This window comes from Thalassotalea euphylliae, from assembly GCF_042682785.1.
In the GTDB taxonomy this organism is placed as follows: Bacteria; Pseudomonadota; Gammaproteobacteria; order Enterobacterales; family Alteromonadaceae; genus Thalassotalea_F; species Thalassotalea_F euphylliae.
Map to the genome: position 1 here is coordinate 418,780 of NZ_JBHUIB010000012.1, position 19,994 is coordinate 438,773.

20 protein-coding genes and 1 tRNA gene are annotated in these 19,994 nt (G+C 42.3%); 8 read left to right on the forward strand and 13 right to left on the reverse strand.

All coding sequences use genetic code 11. The features are described 5' to 3' along the window. Positions 1-4 precede the first annotated feature (4 nt). The 10 genes from ACFSJY_RS16330 to aceK all read right to left on the reverse strand — a co-directional run bounded on the left by ACFSJY_RS16330 (position 5) and on the right by aceK (position 7,607). The gene (locus ACFSJY_RS16330; protein WP_386036708.1) at positions 5-1,258 is read right to left on the reverse strand and encodes an ATP-binding protein; all 1,254 of its coding nucleotides are present in this window, start codon (positions 1,256-1,258) and stop codon (positions 5-7) included. Beyond that, the gene (locus ACFSJY_RS16335; RefSeq protein WP_386036710.1) at positions 1,258-1,950 is read right to left on the reverse strand and encodes a response regulator transcription factor; all 693 of its coding nucleotides are present in this window, start codon (positions 1,948-1,950) and stop codon (positions 1,258-1,260) included. The genes ACFSJY_RS16330 and ACFSJY_RS16335 overlap by 1 nt, the downstream gene beginning before the upstream one ends. Next, complete coding sequence (locus tag ACFSJY_RS16340; RefSeq protein ID WP_386036712.1) at positions 1,950-2,396, reverse strand: DUF3019 domain-containing protein; 447 nt, start codon at positions 2,394-2,396, stop codon at positions 1,950-1,952. Before ACFSJY_RS16340 ends, ACFSJY_RS16335 begins: the two co-directional genes overlap by 1 nt. Then, positions 2,386-3,231 (reverse strand): MipA/OmpV family protein, encoded by an 846-nt coding sequence (locus tag ACFSJY_RS16345; protein WP_386036714.1) that lies wholly within the window; start codon positions 3,229-3,231, stop codon positions 2,386-2,388. The genes ACFSJY_RS16340 and ACFSJY_RS16345 overlap by 11 nt, the downstream gene beginning before the upstream one ends. Positions 3,232-3,426: 195 nt before the next feature. Beyond that, entirely contained in the window at positions 3,427-3,657 is a 231-nt protein-coding gene (locus ACFSJY_RS16350; protein ID WP_386036717.1) for a hypothetical protein, read from the reverse strand. A 115-nt stretch (positions 3,658-3,772) separates the two neighbouring features. After that, positions 3,773-4,216, reverse strand: coding sequence for a ribosomal protein S18-alanine N-acetyltransferase (rimI, locus tag ACFSJY_RS16355; protein ID WP_386036720.1), 444 nt, complete (start codon positions 4,214-4,216; stop codon positions 3,773-3,775). 2 nt (positions 4,217-4,218) lie between these two features. Continuing rightward, positions 4,219-4,566, reverse strand: coding sequence for a hypothetical protein (locus ACFSJY_RS16360; RefSeq protein ID WP_386036722.1), 348 nt, complete (start codon positions 4,564-4,566; stop codon positions 4,219-4,221). 78 nt (positions 4,567-4,644) lie between these two features. Then, positions 4,645-4,721: transfer RNA gene (locus tag ACFSJY_RS16365), tRNA-Trp, on the reverse strand. A 254-nt stretch (positions 4,722-4,975) separates the two neighbouring features. Beyond that, positions 4,976-5,803 (reverse strand): tetratricopeptide repeat protein, encoded by an 828-nt coding sequence (locus tag ACFSJY_RS16370; protein WP_386036725.1) that lies wholly within the window; start codon positions 5,801-5,803, stop codon positions 4,976-4,978. A 70-nt stretch (positions 5,804-5,873) separates the two neighbouring features. After that, positions 5,874-7,607 carry a bifunctional isocitrate dehydrogenase kinase/phosphatase gene (gene aceK, locus ACFSJY_RS16375; protein WP_386036727.1) on the reverse strand — a complete coding sequence of 578 codons (1,734 nt, stop codon included), beginning with the start codon at positions 7,605-7,607 and terminating at the stop codon, positions 5,874-5,876. Between the two features lie 188 nt (positions 7,608-7,795). Between aceK and queA the strand changes: the two genes are divergently transcribed. From queA to ACFSJY_RS16415, 8 genes are all read left to right on the forward strand, one after another. Next, on the forward strand, positions 7,796-8,845 hold the full coding sequence (gene queA, locus ACFSJY_RS16380; protein WP_386036729.1) for a tRNA preQ1(34) S-adenosylmethionine ribosyltransferase-isomerase QueA: 1,050 nt from the start codon (positions 7,796-7,798) through the stop codon (positions 8,843-8,845). 80 nt (positions 8,846-8,925) lie between these two features. Next, positions 8,926-10,059, forward strand: coding sequence for a tRNA guanosine(34) transglycosylase Tgt (tgt, locus tag ACFSJY_RS16385; RefSeq protein WP_386036731.1), 1,134 nt, complete (start codon positions 8,926-8,928; stop codon positions 10,057-10,059). Positions 10,060-10,094: 35 nt separating this feature from the next. Next, positions 10,095-10,427, forward strand: a complete 333-nt coding sequence (yajC, locus tag ACFSJY_RS16390; protein ID WP_386036733.1) for a preprotein translocase subunit YajC — start codon at positions 10,095-10,097, stop codon at positions 10,425-10,427. Between the two features lie 28 nt (positions 10,428-10,455). Further along, positions 10,456-12,303 carry a protein translocase subunit SecD gene (gene secD / locus ACFSJY_RS16395; protein WP_386036735.1) on the forward strand — a complete coding sequence of 616 codons (1,848 nt, stop codon included), beginning with the start codon at positions 10,456-10,458 and terminating at the stop codon, positions 12,301-12,303. An 11-nt stretch (positions 12,304-12,314) separates the two neighbouring features. Then, positions 12,315-13,262: a protein translocase subunit SecF gene (gene secF / locus ACFSJY_RS16400; protein WP_386036737.1), complete on the forward strand. Its 948-nt coding sequence runs from the start codon at positions 12,315-12,317 to the stop codon at positions 13,260-13,262. A 200-nt stretch (positions 13,263-13,462) separates the two neighbouring features. Beyond that, positions 13,463-14,071: a TonB family protein gene (locus tag ACFSJY_RS16405; protein ID WP_386036740.1), complete on the forward strand. Its 609-nt coding sequence runs from the start codon at positions 13,463-13,465 to the stop codon at positions 14,069-14,071. Positions 14,072-14,080: 9 nt separating this feature from the next. Next, positions 14,081-14,632 (forward strand): RNA polymerase sigma factor, encoded by a 552-nt coding sequence (locus tag ACFSJY_RS16410; protein ID WP_386036742.1) that lies wholly within the window; start codon positions 14,081-14,083, stop codon positions 14,630-14,632. 2 nt (positions 14,633-14,634) lie between these two features. Continuing rightward, positions 14,635-15,339, forward strand: coding sequence for an energy transducer TonB (locus tag ACFSJY_RS16415; protein WP_386036745.1), 705 nt, complete (start codon positions 14,635-14,637; stop codon positions 15,337-15,339). A gap of 24 nt (positions 15,340-15,363) precedes the next feature. On the opposite strand, the gene ACFSJY_RS16420 is transcribed toward ACFSJY_RS16415, so the two are convergent. From ACFSJY_RS16420 to ACFSJY_RS16430, 3 genes are all read right to left on the reverse strand, one after another. Further along, positions 15,364-15,900 (reverse strand): DUF1569 domain-containing protein, encoded by a 537-nt coding sequence (locus ACFSJY_RS16420; protein WP_386036747.1) that lies wholly within the window; start codon positions 15,898-15,900, stop codon positions 15,364-15,366. Between the two features lie 63 nt (positions 15,901-15,963). After that, entirely contained in the window at positions 15,964-18,771 is a 2,808-nt protein-coding gene (prsT, locus tag ACFSJY_RS16425) for an XrtA/PEP-CTERM system TPR-repeat protein PrsT (protein ID WP_386036749.1), read from the reverse strand. A gap of 106 nt (positions 18,772-18,877) precedes the next feature. Then, positions 18,878-19,930: a collagen-binding domain-containing protein gene (locus ACFSJY_RS16430; protein WP_386036751.1), complete on the reverse strand. Its 1,053-nt coding sequence runs from the start codon at positions 19,928-19,930 to the stop codon at positions 18,878-18,880. Between the last annotated feature and the right edge of the window lie 64 nt (positions 19,931-19,994).

Sequence of the window (19,994 nt, forward strand, 5' to 3'; positions counted from 1 at the left end):
TTGCTCAAGAAGATTTTATGCGCATTGGCAACGTAATGGTAAATCTCGCACCTCCGATCGGCGCTTGGCTAACGTCTATGCTGCCTTGGTGTAGTTCAATAATTCGTTTTACAATCGCTAAGCCCAAGCCAAAACCACCTTTTTCCTTATTCCTAGACGTGTCTAAACGCTGAAAGGGTTGAAACACTTTTTCCCAGTTTTTGGGGGCTATTCCTTCGCCATCATCGTCAACGTGAATCATTATCTTGCCTTTATTTAACGAACAGGAGATATCAATGTGCTGTTGGTGATAGCGTACGGCATTTACAACAATATTTTGCAGCGCTCTCTCAATGAGGTGGCCATCACAAAAAGCAACCGTATTAGCGTCTACAGACAGTGTAATGTTGAGTGTATTGTTGAAGTTTGTTCGAGCGACTAGGTTCGTTAAAAGTTGATGAAAATCGACTTCTACTAAGTCGAGTGTTTGCTGATTCGCTTCAAGTCGGCCGTAACCTAATATGTCTTCAAGCAAGCTTTCAATTTCACTAATATCCTGATTCATACCTTTTTTAATGTGTTGTTGCGACTCATCAAGCATTTCTGCGGTAAATTTCAGGCGGCTGAGCGGTGTGCGAATATCGTGACTGACAGCATTGAACATTAGCTTTTGTTCTTCAATCATGCGTGCAATGCGTGTAGACATTTGACTGAATGCTTGACTGACAGGGTAGACAACAGAATGCGGAGACACATCAGGCTGACGATCAAACTTACCTTCACCTAAGCGTTTCGCTTGTGCGCTTAGTTTGAGCAAATCTCGCCACAATGGCCAGCTCCAAAGTAAAATAACGCCACCAAGAAACAGGTAAGAGGCTATCAAGTACACATTTTTTACTTGTTGTTCTATTTGCGTTGAAACAGGGCCTATTTGCACTAATTGATTTGATTCCGCATTGATTGCATAGATAAACAAGTTGTCTTGTTGATCGTAAGTGATGACCGCTTTTTGATTTCTGAGTTGCCGCTGTTGCTCTGGTAAAAACGCTATTGCGTTTATCGACATGATATTTATTGGCAGGCCAGTAGCGAGTTTCGACTGTTCAATATCTTTTGGCGAATTTGCATGCATAGCTACAACCATTGCGAGCTGTGCTAACTCTTGAATGTCGTTATCGTTTGTTTCTTGTGTCGACCGCCATAGCCATTCCGTACTATAACCAATGAGTAGTATGGCTATAGCAACAACGAAATATAAGGTAAGAAACAGTCGGCTCATCAATGATCCCATGCATGAGGAATCAGCATATAGCCCTTACCCCATACGGTTGTTATTTTTTCAGGTGTTGATGAGTCATCACCAAACTTTCGTCTTAATCTTGATACACGAACATCTACTGTTCTGTCTAGACCATCATATTCGCGGGCAATCATTTGTTGGTGAATGTACTCTCGAGTGACAGGCTTTCCAGCATGTTCAGCAAGCAGTAATAGTAGCTCGTATTCATGGTTGGTCATGTCTATGGGCTTATCTAGCCAAGTAACTTTGCGCAATGACTTTTTAATGGTGAGTTGACCAAACACAAGATTGTCCATGACTGCTTCTAATTTAGCGTGTCGCTTAAGAACCAACTTTATCCGTGCCGCCAATATTTTCGGCTCTACCGGCTTAATTAAGTAGTCGTCAGCGCCAAGCTCTAAACCTCGCAAATGGTCTTCATCACCATCTTTAGCGGTGAGAAATAGTATTGGGCATTGATAATCTGCTCGAATGCGTTCACATAATGTAAAGCCGTCGGTATCTGGCAGGTTGATATCAAGGATAATCAACTCAGGCTGATGAACGTTTAAATACACCAGAGCATCATCGCCTCGGTGTACCGTTGTCATGTCATACCCTTGTTGTTCAAGAAAGTTATGTACTAAGTTGGCAAGACGCTCATCGTCTTCAACAAGCAATACTTTAGTCATTAAAATAGACTCCACTGAGATCGTAGCCGGCGGCGAAATCGCTTGGGGTTGCTATACAATATAGTCACCAATTCTCGGTGTATCACTTCCCCTGTTGCTTGGTTAACTAAACGTAATTCACTGGTTTTAGTGAGTAACGTTTGACGTTGAAAATAGTTTGATTTTTGTTGTGACCAGCATGATAACTGCTCATCGCCAAGCACCAAACAAACATCCGCTTTTTGGTTTAGTTCCCAACGTGCTGATAGTGTGAAAGGGCATGGTGCGTCTTGTTCTTGGCTCATGCAAGTGTTTGGCTCTAACGCAAAGTGTTTTGCGTTAATACTGGGTTGCTGTGCATGTACCGTCATGCTGATTTGCCAGCATATAAATACAGAAAAACCTCGCCACATTTGGCGAGGGTTCAGAATGGTTTTTAGGGAAAACCACACTGAATCAAAAATCATACACGGCGCCCATAAACACGGAGTATTGCTTGGATTCTTCGACGATTGGACTGCGTTTTAATTTTTCGTCTAACCGCTGCAGTTTGCTGGTGAATATAAACCGCCAGTTTTCGTTAATTTTACGAGCTAGCTGGACTTGTATAAATTGATTTAGCGTATCACCAGGCAAGTAAAGTGCAGAAGGGGGGTGGCCATCTTCAGGGTGAATACCAAAGTAGTAGTTGCTTAGTTGTGCGCTTTGCCAATGTAGCCCTAAACCAAGTTGAAGCCTCGCCTCTTTCGATAGCACAAAACGTTTGGTCACCTCCACGAGTGCGTTTTCGCCGTGATGGACGCCTGTTGTATCGAGATAGTAATTAGCTATTACGTCAATACTGTCGCTGGCAAACCAATTGACTTGAATGCCTGTATCAAGCGACCAGCGTCTATCTCGGATATCTTCAGATGAAATTTTATCAACACCTGTATCTTCAATGGCTCCTGCCAATGTCTTAACGTTACTGCCACTGCTGCCGTCTGATACGGGAATAAGTGAGGTGATAAGCCAGCTTTCGGTATTCCAATCTTTGAAATACGCAGCTGTTGAATTGATTTTGCTGGCAATGCTTACCTCAATTGTTGGCGCTTGAATGAATGAGTAACCCACAAGCCCATTGTCGAAGAAAAACTGGTCGCCGTAATAACTAAGGTTAGGAATAACGATAAGCGGCAAATTGTCACCGTCAACAACCGGATTCGAGACTAAACCGCCACCTATGGCGACAGAAAAGTGCCAAGACTCAGTTTCGATAAGTGCCGCATCTTCGGCAATAACTGCCTGAAATGGCAGCGCCACAAGAATCGCGAAAACAACAATACGAGAGAGGTTTGAAAAAAAGGGCAACACAAAAAAGACCAGTGTTCACTACAGCTGGTCATTATATTATCAGCTTGTTTTGACAAGCCCTATTAGGGATTACAATTGATAACATTTTAATTCACATATAGGCGAGAGAGCATTTGCTCTCATGCCTACAGTGGTTGGGAAGGGTTAATTAAAAAGACCGCAAATAAAGTCTGTTTCACGCTGCTCAATAATAGGTTGCTTAATAGCACCATGCGTTTTGTTGTTTGCAAATTGTTTTTCTACAAGCGTTTCACAGTCTGCCTGCGATAGTTGCGTCAACTGTTGTAATTGCTCGATAGCTTCCGCGACCAGCATATTGGCTAACTGTTCATTGTTTAGCTGTGTGTCTAAGGGTATATCGCGTCGGTTAAACATAATATGCGCTGCCTTTTTCAAAGTAAGGCAATTATGACGGGAGTAAAGGTTTAAAAGTAGAGAAGTGAGGTAAACTTGTGTTGTAAATTGTAAACAACGTTTGATTAACAAATTTTTAGCACTGTTTACACATAACAATAGCGTCTTCGTAGCCTGTTTCTTTCGGGTAATAGCCAGCTCTGCGGCTGATCTCTTGGTAACCGTGATTGATATAGAGCATCAATGCCGGCGTATTACTGGCTCGCACTTCTAGCCATAGTTTGCTCGCCCCTAACCGCTTTGCTTGCTGATGAAATTGCTCGAGGATGGCATTCCCCAAGCCCTTGCCTTGATGCTCTGGCGACACACAAATATCCATCAATGTAGCCTCGCCAAGCAGGTACTCCCCAACATAAAAACCAACGATATCTAATGATGTTTTGGCGAACTCACCAAAGTAGCGTTTACCAATGCATGAACGAAAGGTTTTCTCACTCCAAGGATGGCTGTGGCAAGCATTTTCTATTGGCATTAATGCGCTGACAACACTGTCGTCTATAGGGTGAAAGTTAATAGACATGACTAAATCTTTTGAAGCGATTGCCAAAGTTGGCTTTTTAACACTGTGTTATCAATAATTGATGAAATTTCAGGGGTAACAAGTAAGCCTTTATCGAGAATAATTGTTTCCTCAGCGTGAAAGTGCCAAGTGACTGTTGGAAGCTCGATAGCGTGCTCTTTGAAAGATAAGTCTGCACTCGTCAAATTCAGTGCATGTAACACATCTCGATAAAAAGCGGCGTTTGTAACCGACGTTTTATCAATAGGTAAAAAGCTTTGTGGAGACTGATTTTCCATCGAGTCGTTGCGCAGGCTGTATAAGTCAATGCCCATCGCATCAAGTCGGTCAAAAGCCGGTTTGCTGATCATAAAATGACTAATTACTAGAAATAACCTTGGTTATGATGACAAATTTGAAAAGCATTGAATAGCAAAAGAAGAAGAAAGTGGCAGGGGTAGAGAGATTCGAACTCCCAACCGTCGGTTTTGGAGACCGCTGTTCTACCAATTGGAACTATACCCCTGCAGAGGTGGTGCATTATACCCAAGCAAAAGCTCAGGTAAACCCCTTAATTTAAAATTTTACGCCAAGCGCGTATTTTTTCAACAAAGATGTACGGAAAACGCACATAATACTGCAGCATTAGACACTTAATTCTATATAACTGTCTCATCGGCTCCTTTTCTTTCTTCCTATTTCAGCGTGTCTAGCGTAAAAAAGTGCTCTGCCAAGTTGCCACACAAGGCAGAGCAAACCTCACAACACACTAAGGGAAAATCATCGACCACCTTCATTCGTCGTAATCGGGCCAGATGTTATATCCATATGGTCTTTCATCTGGTCCTGAGTTAACGCTTTGCAAGCCACTGCGCTTTGACAATCTTTACCACCTAAGCGGCTTCCTAAATGTTTGGTTTGCTTTCGTGAAGCGATCATTTGTTCTTTCAGTAAGTCATCAATATTGGGTGGACTAACAGTAATGACTTCAGTGCCATCATCTTCTGGCCATACGAGGCGATTGTCACTAGTGGTAGTAAGTGGGTACTTGCTTATTGCAGAATATAAATAGGGAAACTGGTTTTTGGTAATCTCTTCAAAACTCAGTATATGCGCAATAAAATCTGGCATATCTTTATGGCCACGCTCATAAGCCTTGGCTAGCCATTTGTCGGCCTCAAGTTTGTCATGATCGCCAAATCGCTCGCTGTAATAAATGGCACCTAGTATGTAGGGCGCATTGATGTGGTCATTATACGCAGCCCGCTTGAGGTATTTGATACCTTGCTCTAGGTCTTTATATTGCTCTACATTGAGATACATCAAGCCCAACTTGTACTGTGCTCTAACCACACCAAGTCTTGCAGCCTTACGATAGTGCAAATGTGCCTGTTTTAAATTTTTGGGCGTACCAAAGCCGTGATAGTAAAACTCTGCCAGCGTTGCGATGGAATCAGCATTGCCGCGCTTTGCATTCTTTTTAAAGTGAGTGAAATAGTCTTTGCAACGTTGACTCTCACAAGCTTCAACACGAAGTTGTGTTTGTGCCACAGTTTGAAAAGAAAACACCAGCGATACCACAAGCAGGGTTTTCAATAATGGATGCATACTTCTACCTTGTTTCAAACGCTATTATTAAAGGTAGAAGTATATGCCGTAAGGGAAAAGGTAACTGTGATTAACGGTTGGATTTGTGTGATGAAAAACGAACGTCCGATGGGTATGGAAATACATCTTCAATAATGCCATTGGCGACGTTTTTCTGTGCCTGTTGCCAATATGAGGCTTCTAATAATTCCGCATGGTGCTTCATAAAAGCAGCGCGATATTTGTGGTTTGCTAACGCAAATGTGGCGAGTTCTTCTGGGAACATATCGCCTGGCTCTACCGTATACCAGGGTTCAGAAGCATAGATTTGCTCTTCAGTTTTTGGCTGGGGCTTTACGCGGAAGTTCACTTCGTCCATGTAAGTAATTTCATCATAATCATAAAAAATAACTCTACCGTGACGCGTTACACCAAAATTCTTGAGTAGCATGTCGCCAGGGAAAATATCCGCTGCAATAAGCTGTTTAATAGCGGCGCCATAGCCCATCATAGCTGCGTCAATCTCTTGTTCATTGGCATCTGCAAGGTATAAATTGAGTGGTGTCATGCGGCGTTCGATGTACATATGCTCGATAACGACAAGGTCGTTTTCGTAGCGCATGATTGAAGGGGCAACCTGCTCTAGCTCTGCGAGTAGTTCGTCAGAAAATCTATCTTTAGGAAAGGCAACTTCACGATATTCCATTGTATCTGCCATTCGACCGACTCGGTCATGTAACTTAACTAATCGATACTTGGATTTAACATCCTTCTTTGTCATTTTCTTACTAGGTGCAAATTTGTCCTTAATGATTTTGAATACATAAGGGTAAGACGGTAGTGTAAACACGGACATCACCATCCCTTTAATACCGGGCGCTAAAATTAGCTTGTCATCTGACCCATCCAAATGGTGCAAAAAGTCGCGATAGAACTGTGTTTTACCTTGTTTGTGATAGCCAACAGCAGAATACAGCTCAGCTTTGGTTTTACTTGGCATTAATTCTTGTAAGAAGTTGATTAATGGCAGCAGGTAGGGACAGTCAACAAAGAAGTATGCACGTGCAAAACCAAAAACTACCGCCATGTGCTCTTTATCGGTAAGCAAGGTGTCGATATACAAATGTCCTTGCTCATCGTTAAGCAATGCAACGATAAAGGGCGTCTCTCCACCTGGTGATACAACACGCCCTATAATGTATGCGCCCTTATTGCGATAAAACACATGATCAAGAATATCGAATTTTAAGGTAGCTACTGGGTAACGGGTTTTATCGGCTTGCCTTAGAAATCGATCTATCAATGTGTTGATATCACGTTTTAAATCTTGAAAAGGAATAGCGAACCCTGGCTTTTGCAGTATTGTTGAAATCGTGTCATACAAGCCTTTTTCGTCAGGCTCATAGCGGGTGTATATTTGCTTAATTCGCAAGTTTTCTAAACACTCTTCCGAAGACTCAACGAAAATAAAACCGTTGTGATAATACTTGCGTTCAAACAGGTTGCAGAAGATTGAGTTGTAAAAACTCTCCGCCAAGTCAGATTTATCGTGGTAAAGCAGCTGTTCCACATATTCCTGCTTAACGGCAAGCCATAATGTTTTGTCGAGTTTCTCAATAGCAAAATCTTGGCGAAGCGTCGCTAGTGTCTCTTTGATTCGTAAATCATAGAAGTCGGTTCGCTGTTTTGAGGCTTCCTGCACCGCGTGCCAGTCTGCTTGTTCGAAGCGCGTTTTTGCAGCACGTGTGGTTTCTTTGAATAAGAAGATGTGGCGTTCAAAACCGTTGATGATAGTTTTGGCGATCGCGATGGCTAAATTACTCATATTGCTACCCAATTTTGCATTGAACTGGTATGACCTTTTAAGTCTATCTCTTGAGCATAATTCAATAATCGAGATACGTCTTTAGTTTTTTGATGAATAACTGCTATCACAAATAGCGATGTTGCTTGAATTTCCGCCGTCTCGGCACTAGAATTACGCGGTTTTTTTGTAGGCTGAACTTGGTAAAAATGCGCGTTTCTGATTTTGCTTTTGAATTACCTGAAGAATTAATTGCTCGTTACCCAAAAAGTGATCGCACCGCGAGTCGCTTAATGGCGGTAGACGGTGATACTGGTAATATTGAACATGGCACCTTTATCGATGTGCTAGACAAATTAAATGCAGGCGACTTGCTCGTTTTTAATAACACGCGTGTTATTCCTGCTCGTATGTTTGGTCAAAAAGCGACGGGCGGAAAAATTGAAGTGTTGGTCGAACGTTTACTGGACGACAAACGATTCCTGGCACACGTAAGAGCAAGTAAGGCGCCTAAGCCTGGTAATGAGTTACTTCTCGAGAACGAAGTAAAAGCGACCATGGTAGGGCGTCATGATGCCTTGTTTGAAATTGAAGTTCACGGTGATGAAAACGTACTTACCGTTTTAGAACGTGTAGGGCATATGCCATTGCCACCGTATATTGATCGCCCTGATGAAGACTCTGACAAAGAGCGCTACCAAACTGTTTACAATGAAAAGCCTGGTGCGGTGGCAGCACCTACGGCGGGTCTTCATTTTGACGAAGCGTTACTAGAAAAAATTAAAGCAAAAGGTGTTGAACTTGCTTTTGTTACCTTGCATGTCGGCGCAGGAACTTTTCAGCCCGTTAAAGTAGATGACATTAAAGATCATGTCATGCATGCAGAGTATGTTGAGGTGCCTGAAGAGGTTGCTGAACAAATAAAGCAAACGAAAGCGGCAGGTGGCCGAGTTGTTGCGGTTGGCACAACGTCGATGCGTTCTTTAGAAAGCGCAGCAAAGGCAGCCAATGACAAAGGCGAACTTATTGCGCCGTTTTATCAAGATACCGATATTTTTATTACGCCAGGTTTCGAGTTCAAGGTAGTTGACTGTTTGGTTACAAATTTTCACCTGTCAGAATCCACACTACTTATGTTGGTTAGTGCTTTTACTGGCTACGACCATATGATGAATGCTTATAAAGTCGCTGTCGAAGAAAAGTATCGCTTTTTCTCGTACGGTGATGCCATGTTTTTAACGCGAAGCGCTAAAAGTTAACCCAATTTGCAGTAAGCTTAAGACATTTTCTTAGGTCTAATTAGCCGCTAGCCTGTTTAGCTAGTGGGCGGAGAAATTAAATGAAATATGAATTATTAGGTAAAGACGGCAAAGCTCGTCGTGGCCGTTTAACCTTTGACCGTGGTACGGTTGAAACGCCAGCCTTTATGCCTGTCGGCACTTACGGCACGGTGAAGGGTATGAAAACCAACGAAATCGAAGAGATTGGTGCGGAAATCATCTTAGGCAATACTTTCCACTTAATGTTGCGTCCAGGGACCGACATTATCGAACAGCATGGCGACCTGCACGACTTTATCAACTGGGATAAGCCTATCTTAACTGACTCAGGTGGCTTCCAAGTGTTTAGCCTAGGCAAAATGCGCAAAATCACTGAAGAAGGCGTAAAGTTCAGCTCGCCAGTAAACGGTGAAAAAATCATGTTAACACCAGAGCGCTCAATGGAAGTGCAACGCAAATTGGGCTCTGACGTGGTCATGATTTTTGATGAATGTACGCCTTACCCAGCCACCCACACTGAAGCAAAAGAGTCGATGGAGCTGTCGCTTCGTTGGGCGCAGCGCAGTAAAGATGCTCATGGCGACAACCCAAATGCACTATTTGGTATCGTTCAAGGTGGTATGTATGAAGACTTACGCGAAGTGTCTGTTGCGGGCTTAAAAGCGATTGAATTTGATGGTTATGCTATCGGTGGCTTATCTGTTGGCGAACCGAAAGAAGACATGGTACGCATATTAGATCATACCACCCCCTTGATCCCTGAAAATAAACCCCGATATCTGATGGGAGTAGGGAAACCTGAAGATTTGGTTGAAGGGGTTCGTCGCGGCATTGACATGTTTGACTGCGTGATGCCGACACGAAACGCGCGTAACGGACACCTGTTTGTGACAAACGGCGTGGTAAAAATTCGAAACGCGAAGAACAAAACGGATACAAGCCCATTAGATGCTGAATGTGATTGCTACACGTGTAAGAACTATTCTCGTGCATATTTACATCACTTAGATAAGTGCAACGAGATTTTGGGCTCGCAATTAAATACCATTCATAACTTACGTTATTACCAACGTTTGATGAAAGGTTTGCGTGACGCCATTGAGGCAGGTACATTGGACGACTTTGTAGAAGATTTTTACGCTCGTCGAGGCTTGCCTGTACCGCCATTGGCTGAAGGCAGTGAACAGGTATAAGAATTTAAAAATAACGAATAGAAGTAGAGGAAATTATGAGTCTATCTTTAGCGACTGTATTTGCGCAAGCTGCACCACAACAAGGTGGTGGCATGGAAATGTTGATCATGCTGGCGGTGTTTGGTTTGGTATTTTATTTTATGATTTACCGCCCACAAGCTAAGCGCGTAAAAGAGCACAAAAACCTGATGTCAGCATTGTCAAAAGGTGATGAAGTGCTTACGCAAGGTGGCCTAGTTGGCAAAATCACAAAAGTATCAGATGAAAAAGACTTCGTTGTGATCAGTATTGCTGAGAGCACTGAAGTGACTGTGCAAAAAGCAGCAATCAGCGCTGTATTGCCAAAAGGAACAATGAAAAGCCTCTAATCGAGGCTTTTTTCGTTAAGGAACCGTTGTGTTAAATAAAACGCCTCTATGGAAAACACTGCTGGTAATGTTCGTCGTTGCCATTGGTGCTCTTTATGCTTCACCTAACCTCTATGGTGAAGACCCAGCAGTTCAGGTATCTGGACTCAGAGGTGTTGAAGTAGATGCTTCAACACTCGATCAAATAAAATCTCAGTTAGAAGAAAACCAAATTGATGTGATGAGCATAGCCCTTGAAGAAGGTCAGGTGCTTGTTCGTTTTCGCGACACTGAAAACCAGCTGCAAGCCAAAGATATTCTAGACGATACCTATGGTCGTGATTACTCTGTTGCTCTGAACTTAACACCTGCCACGCCAGATTGGTTAGCGGGCATTGGTGGTTCACCAATGAAGCTTGGCTTGGACTTAAGTGGTGGTGTGAGCTTCTTAATGGAAGTGAACATGAAGGAAGCTATTAACAAAGCGCAAACTGGACTTGTTGGTGATTTCCGAAGCGAACTTCGTGGTGAGAAAATTCGTTACCGTAGCGTAAAAGCAGACGGTGATGCGATCAAAGTGATTTTCCGCAACGCAGAAGACTTAAGCGCTGCTGAAGACTATTTAAGCCGTCAAAATCGTGATTTGCTATTTGCTGAAGATGAGAGCAAATTGACGTTAACGGCAACAATGACTGAAGAGAAGCTAAAAGAAATTCGTGAATATGCGCTTCAGCAAAACATCACTATTATTCGTAACCGTGTTAATGAATTAGGTGTTGCTGAGCCATTAGTTCAACGCCAAGGTCAGAAACACATTGTTATTGAATTACCAGGTGTTCAAGATACGGCTAAAGCGAAAGAAATCCTGAATGCGACGGCAACTATTGAATTCCGCTTAGTGGATACTGAAGGTGATATCTCTGCGGCATTAGATGGACGTGTGCCAGCTAGCTCTGAGTTACTTTACGATCGTAACGGTACGCCAACATTGCTGAAAAAGCGTGTCATGCTAACTGGTGATCATATCGTTGACTCAAGTTCTGGTTTTGATGAATACAGTCGTCCACAAGTGAATATTTCGCTTGATTCGCCGGGCGGTACTAAAATTTCAAGTGCCACTAAAGCAAACATTGGTAAACCAATGGCGACTGTTTTTATTGAGTACAAAGGTACGGATAGAAAAGACGCTGAAGGCAACATGATTTTCGAGAAAGTGGAAGAAGTTATCTCTGTTGCGACTATTCAAGCGCGTCTAGGTAAATCTTTCCGTATTACCGGTATTGATAGCCAAGCTGAAGCGCATAACCTTTCGCTTTTACTTCGCGCTGGTGCGTTGATTGCGCCAATTCAAATTGTTGAAGAGCGTACGGTTGGCCCATCGCTAGGTGCTGAAAACATTAAGCTTGGTTTCCAAGCAATTATGGGTGGCTTCGCCTTAGTGTTTGTTTTCATGATGATTTACTACCGCGCCTTTGGTGTTGTAGCTAACCTAGCATTAGGCGCCAACTTAATCTTGATTGTTGGTGTCATGTCGATGATTCCTGGCGCAACACTTACCCTACCGGGCATGGCGGGTATTGTATTGACAGTTGGTATGGCGGTTGATGCTAACGTACTGATTTTCGAACGTATTCGTGAAGAGTTACGTAGTGGTAAGTCAGTTCAACAATCGATTCATCAAGGCTACGACGCTGCATTCTCGACTATTCTTGATGCGAACATCACCACGTTAATCGCAGCGTTTATACTGTTTGCTGTAGGTACTGGCCCTATCAAAGGTTTCGCTGTTACGTTATCGATTGGTATTATCACTTCGATGTTCACAGCAATTGTTGGTACGCGTACCGTTGTAAATGCAGTTTGGGGCGGTAAGCGCCTTGATAAATTGAGCATATAGGTGAAAGAGACATGCAAATTTTAAAGTTAAATGAAACTGTCCCTTTCATGCGCTATCGCAAGATAGCCATGGTGTTCAGTATTATTATGATGATTGCGGCTATCGCGTCGCTAGCAACAAACAAACTAAACTTCGGTTTAGATTTCACTGGCGGTGTAAAAGTTGAAGTAGGCTTTGACCAACCAGCAGATCTAACCAAAATGCGTCAAGTGCTTGATGCCAATGGTTTTGATGACGCTGTTGTTCAGCTATTTGGCACCAGTCGCGATGTTGTTATTCGTATGGGTGAACGCCCTGGCGTGAAAGCCGAAATGCTAGGTAACCAGATTCTCGATATTTTAAAAGAGGGTATGGGTGTTCACGTTGAAATGCGTCGAATTGAGTTCGTAGGTGCAAGTGTCGGTGACGAGCTAACAGAGCAAGGCGGTTTAGCGATGTTAACGGCACTTATCTGTATCCTCGTTTATGTCGCATTTCGTTTTGAATGGCGCTTCGCGTTAGGCTCTGTATTCGCTTTGTTTCATGACGTGTTGTTAACCTTAGGTTTATTCTCTGTACTTCAATTAGAGTTTGATCTAACGGTTCTAGCGGCGATACTTGCGGTTATTGGTTATTCACTCAACGATACCATTGTTGTATCTGACCGTATCCGTGAGAACTTCCGTAAGATTCGTGAAGGTGGTCCAGAGGAAATTATCAACATTTCTTTGACTCAAACATTAAGCCGTACATTCATTACGTCAATTACAACGTTACTTGTACTTGCTGCCTTATTCTTTAAAGGTGGTGCACTTATTCATGGTTTCGCAACTGCGTTGTTATTAGGTGTATTCGTTGGTACGTATTCGTCGGTTTATGTTGCTTCTTCTATCGCGCTGGCATTAGGTATTTCGAAAGAAGACTTGATTCCTGAAGTTGTTGAAAAAGAAGGTGCAGACCACGAAGAAATGATGCCGTAAACACACGCATTTATTCTTTCATAAAAAACCGAGCAAAGGCTCGGTTTTTTTATGCCTAAAATAATTTGAAATTTATTAACCCTTTTTAAGTTTGTAAATCGTCTTATAGATAAGCGCGATGAAAATCCTAGGTATTGCGCGTTAAACACATTCGAATAGTCGTGTGATCACACCTCAACATATCAATAAAGAGGTTATCTATGAGTAAAATATTAGGTTCCATGGGACTGGGCGCATTAGCGACATTTTGTTTATTTCTTTTTATGGCTGCATTGGTTTCAAATGATGAATTGAAATGGGTGCCGCCTGAAGAAACGCCACAAGTGTTTATCACGCAAACACCGGATGAACTTAAGCCTAATCAAATGGTAAGGCCCAAGTTAACACCGCCACCACCTAAAATGCCCGAACGAATACAAAATGAGGTGATAGATGAGGCCGCGGCACTAACAACGCCAGGTATCAATCTTGGAAAGATAGAGATTAAAAACGACAGCATGGCTAGTGCACCTGCAACATTCGTCTCTGATGGTGACGCCCGGCCAATAGTGCGGGTAAATCCGAAGTATCCAGTTACTGCCGCAAGGGATGGTATTGAAGGCTGGGTACAATTACAATTTGATATCAATGAGATAGGCGAAGTGGTGAACATTGAAATTCTGGATGCAGAGCCTAAACGCATATTTAATAAAGCGGCTAGGCAAGCACTTAGGCGCTGGAAGTACAAAGCAAAGTACGTTGATGGAAAGGCTATTTTGCAGCAAGGGTTAACTGTGTTGCTTGACTTTAATTTGAATCAAAATGGTTAGGATTATCTATTGAAGTTACCGTCAAGGATTAAAGGGTGGTTATCAATGCAAAGTAGCTGTGAGCAGCTGCTTTGTTTATATATTGAAACGCGTGATAAAAAACATATTGAAGCACTTGTTAACCGTCACCATAGAGACTTGTTTCACTACTTATTATCTCAGTCAGCTAGGGAAACTGCAGAAGACATCGTGCAGACTGTTTGGCTTAAAGTTATGAAATTGCAGGTTCTCCCTGACAATATCATCGTCAAATCTTGGTTGTTTTCGGTGGCAAGGAATGCGTTGATTGATGAACTGAGGAGACAAGCTCGTCAACGGACTGAGGAGTTCAATGAAGATTTAGCACCACAGATGAGCCAAAAGACATTTGACCCCGACTCTCGATTGGCGAAGTTTGACTGGGCTCTCCAGCAATTGAGCTTTGTACAGCGGGAAGCTTTTATTTTTCAACAAGAAGGTTTTTCAGTTGTTGAAATCTCTACGATAACAGGCGAAAGCTTTGAAACCATTAAAAGTCGATTACGTTATGCTAAATCTGCACTTAAACAGTTAATGAGCTAACTATGAAAGAAGATAAATTCGATCAAGAATTAACAAAGCTCTACCAAGAAAGAAAATCTTCGGTTATTGCGCCAGAGGTTGAGCTCAGTGAGAGTGACACAAGAAAGTTAGCCTTGAGCAAAGCCGCGCGGTACCTGTTAATTCCAATTATCGGTGGAGCCAGTTCCTTCGGCGTCTTTGCCATAATTACACATTTTGCGTCCCAAAAACCTGCACCACAAGTGAGCCAGACGGCTCATACGCCTGTCGTCGTAATTGATAATCAAATTGATACACAAGAAACAAAAGTGGCTTTGAAAAGTGCATCTTTGCCACCTATTCCAAACAGCGAAACCTTGCCCGAGATAAACTTAGAAAGACCAGAAAATGGTCAAGCGCCTAAAGCTAGTGTGGACATAGTGATGGATGTTACATCGGGAGAACAGTTAATATTTGATACGTTAGCTTCCCCGAGAGTATCTTACCAACCCACTTATAAAGTGATGCCTAATATTGCCAAGCGTGACAAATATGAACGAGTGAATGGGACAGTCATGTTAGAGTTTGATATCGATGAAAAAGGCAATGTGCTCAACGTAAAAGTCGTCGAATCCGACGTCCACAACCGCTTTAACATTGCGTCGAGAAAAGCGTTAAGGCAATGGCGGTATGCCGAGGGGCAAGCTAGCCAAGGCAACAAAATAGCGTTTGAGTTTTCGAATAACTAAGCTTTGTTCACCAAGCTTGAGCCGCTAAACAGCGGTAGTGACGATTTCGCTTAGGTGATTATTGAAGTGCATGACGTGAGCACGCTCATATTGTTGTTTACTTAACTCTCCATAGGCGAAGTGTGGTGCAAGTTTTCCTTGGTAAGTATCAAATGCTTTTATAGCATTATCTAAACGCTTATATGCAGTACCTAGCGGGGCGTTAGCCTCTAGTGGGGCTGCCCCAGGAATAGGTTCCGATAGACCATGGTGCATTCTGCCTTTTGCGTCGAACGCCGAAAACGCTAATACACCTAGCGTATTTTTGAATACGGCAGATTTATGTTCAGGAAAGCCAGTAATCGACATCTCTATACTTTGTGCGCAATGCGTAAGGATCTGTGCCAAGTTCCATGCACCTGTAGTGTTAATCTGATGTTGTGCAAGTACCATCAGGGTCTTTCTAAGCTCTGCGAAAGAAAGCGGCTTTTGATAGGTGTCGATAGATTGCCAAACCCCGTATCCTGTTATACCTGAGATACCCAATACGGATAGCGATGTGATAAATGTGCGTCTATTCATAGGTGTGTCAAAACTACCAAAATTTTAAAAAATTAAAGATGTATGTCGCTTTAATCTTAACGGTTATTCTTGCCAAGACGTCAATAGCGCTCGCGCTTTGTCTTTGTCCGTAAACTCCATGTCACTGCTTACTGCGCTTTCAAGATAGCTTTGCGCTTCTTCTCGTTTGCCTTGTTTATCAAGCGTTGCGGCAAGGTGATAATTGATTTCTGCATTTTCAAAGTCTAAGGAGTTTGCCTTTCGCAGTAATTGTAAAGCGAGATCATAGTCTTCTTGATGATAAGCTACCCAAGCACGAGTATCGATAACAGGTACGCTTTCTTTCGCTATGGAATATGCTTTATCTGCGTATGTGAAAGCTTGGTCAACCTTTTGTGTCGACAGCAAGATTTGCGCAATATTATTGAGCAATACAATATTGTTAGGCTGCTTGTTTAAGAGTAACTGATAGTGCGCTATTGCGTTATCTGGCTCGCCTAATAAATAGTATGATTCAGCGATCATAGCTGACATAGTTACATCATTGGGTTGATCGGCAAGCCAAGTATTGAGCAGCGCAATGTTTTCTTGATGCTTGCCCTGTTTTCTATTCAATCGGTAGAGGCCAATAACCGCCTCTTTTGTTGGTTTACTGCGGTAAGACTGTTCAAATGATTGACGTGCTTCGGTTTGCTTGTCTTGCATCCAAAATAAATCACCTTTTAAGCGCAATACCAAGTGTTTTTGCTCATCAAACTTTGCAAGTTTTTCAATATACTTAAGAGAATCTTTTTCTGCTTTGCTCTCGTTATAAAGGGAAATAAGTAATTCGTATGCAGGCACATAATTATCTTGCCAAGATATTGCACGTTGAAGCGCCATTGTCGCCATATCCGTGCCACCATAAGACAAGTGCAATTTTGCGAGTTCGAACAACTGAGGCGCTTTATTTGCACTGAGTTTAACGACAGTTTCCATATGCTTTACTGCATGCGTGCGCTGATTTTGCATCGCGTAAAGCTCTGCTGCAAGCCTATGTATTTCTTCATTATTTTTATTTCTGTCGAGAAAGTCAGTAGCTAGAGCAAGCGCTTTTTTAAGCTCTTTTTGGCGGGCGTACAAATAGCTTAACCCTTTAATTGCTAATACGCTGTTTGCGTTGTGTTCTAGTGCTTTTTCGAAATATAGAATGGCATTTTTCGAATCGCCATAGCGTTGATATATATTGGCGAGTTCGATAAATAGGGCACTATTGTCACCAAGGCTGAGTTGAGACTTGAGCCTCCTAACAGCATCCCCTGGCTTATTTTCTTCAATGTCGATTCTGGCTAATGAAATGACAGGCAAGAAGTTGCTTTGATCTAAAGAGTGAGCCAATAAGAATGTGTGTTTAGCCTCAGCAAGTTTCCCGTTTAAAGCGAGTAATGTAGCATATTGCTGTTGAGCGGAACTGTTTTTGGGCGCGTAAGCCACGAGTCGTTGCGCTGCAAGCAACCCTTGTGGGTATTCCCTGATTTCTTGAAAAGACTTCGCCAAGATAAAGAGTAATTCGACACCTTGTTCATTATTTTGAATGCTATCTTGGTATTTAATGGCTAATTTTGCAGCGTCAAAATGATTACCTCGAAGCATATAAACTTTGGCTAATGAAATAACATGATGGAGAGAGTTAGGAGCTAGTGTTAATGCTTGATTGAAGTAGTACTCAGCACGTTCAAAGTTATTACTAAGTAGCTCTATACGGCCGAGTAGGGAAATGATGTCGAGGTCTGGTTCACCGTATAAGTGCTCTTGGATCAATATGCCTTTGGCTTCGCCGTAAGAACCAAGAGCTATATGCGTTTTCGCTAATAATTTGAGACCGTTAACATCTTTTGGAACATACTTGTGATAGCGGGTTAAGTGCTTTTTCGCTTGCTCGTATGCGCCCTGTTGAAAAGTAGAAAGGCCCGCCAAGAATAGATATATCGGTTGCTTTTCAATAATTTCAGTCGATATGCCACTAATTATGTTGCCCAATTGTTCGTTACTCTCGTTGTACATCGCCATATCATTCATGGCAAGCGCCGACATACTTTTAACGTAATTGGTGACTGGCTCAAAAGGCACTATTTCAATAATGGTATCTACGTCATCAATGGCTTTTTCATGTTCTCCCATCTCCGAATATACAACCGCTCTGACAAGCAATGCGTTTAAGTGCTCAGGGTGCCTTTCTAAAATCTTATCAGTATACGTAATCGCTTGTTCGTTCTTCTTTTGTAGCTTGTATACCAAAGCTGCACTGAAAAGCACGTCCATATCATTTGGATTGATACTCGAAGCCTTACTTATCCATTGTTCTGCTGCCTCAAAGTCTTTTCGCTCTACAGCGACTTTTGCTAAGCCAACATACGCATTTAGGTTTTTCGGTGCTTGTGCTATTGCGAGCTGGTAGGCCTTTTTCGCTGCTTGAAAATCTTTTTTGCCTAAGTTTGCGTGGCCTTTAAACGTATATATATCGCTTAAATAGGCCTTTCCTGAATTGCTAGGAGGCGTTATTACCAGTACTTTATCGAACTCTTTTTCGTTTAAATACAGTTGTGCGAATAGCGGTTGTATTAGTCTTAGATCAGCATTTGCAGTCTGCGCTTCGATAAGTGCTTTTTCCGCAAGTTTATTGTTACCTTGAACTAACAATATTTCGGCGTAAAGAATTCTTGCAGGTAAATTCTCATTGTCTTGCTGCAACGCATTTCGAACATAAATAATCGATGTTTCGTAGTCTTTTTCATGGAAGCTTTGCAGCGCTTTTTCGTAATTACTTGTGCTGTCGTCACTAAAAGCTGTATGGCTAAAAGTGACAGAGCTAAGGAGCAAAACAGCAATGAGAACGTGAGGTATCGAAAACATAGACATAAGCAAGTGGCGATAATTATTTAACTATAACGTTTCTGCGGAAGGGCAACAAAAAACGGAGTTCATTAGAACCCCGTTTTTTATTAACAATTTGTTTTATTTAATGAGCGTTGTGTCGTCTAACGAGCAACAGTAGGCTCAATAGCATTAATGCGACTACAGATGGCTCTGGAATGCTCACCGTTGATGGCGGTGTAGGTATAGTAGAGGTAGGTAAATGGATTTGACCGCTGTGTTGAGCGCTCAACCCATATACGGCAACTGAGCCATCAATATCACTACTTGATGTTAGTTGAGCTAATGGCGCTAAAATGTTGCCGTAAAAGTTTGCGTTTAATGTAATGCTGGTCGCTTCAAAGAAATTCCATAGCACGTTCGCGCGACCTTGAAGAGAGCTCAAGAAACCGTTGCCTGATACTTTGTTATTGTTTTCAGAAAAGTCGATTTCGGTACCTGGAACATTGATAATAATGCCACCTAGCTCATTGAGTGTACTGGCGCTTAGGTTATACACAATTTCCAAGTCTTGATTGCTATTTGATAATAAGAAAGAGTTTTTGCCAATATCAGCAGCGTCACCAGAGTTAACCTTTTCGCCCAGTTGGAATACCGCATAGCCGTTTGAATCTAGTGAGTTTACGTGTAACTTGTTTCCTGAAATATCTTGCGTGTTAACATCTGCCATCGCAGCAAACTGAGCAGACGCTGATTCTAGAGACGCTTTTATAGCGGCTTGTTGTGCTGAAAGCTGGGCGTTTTGAGTAACGCTACTTGCGTTGCTAATTGCATTGCCATTTACAAGGTATCGACCGGTTGCTACGCCATTCATGTCGATTTCTTGTACCGCTGAACCATTAACTTCTGCGCTGTTACCGCCATGAATACGTACGTTTTGTTGAAGCTCGCCGGCCAGCTCTAATGCTGTTGTATTATTGATATCGTTGCCAAACTCAGCATTACCTGCGTTTAAATTCCCCCCCACAAAGGCGTTCCCATGCACATGAAGAGACGATGAGTTTACATCACCGATTGTGACTAGGTTGTAGTCATTAAGGGCGAATGACGTTGCATTAACGGAATGTGTAACTGCAATAAGTGCAGTGATAAGTATGATGGACAACTTTTTCATCATTGAATTTGATTTATTAATCATTAAAAAACGCAGTGTTGAGTAAATTTTACACTGAAATATTTGCAAATAGTAGGCCTAAATAATA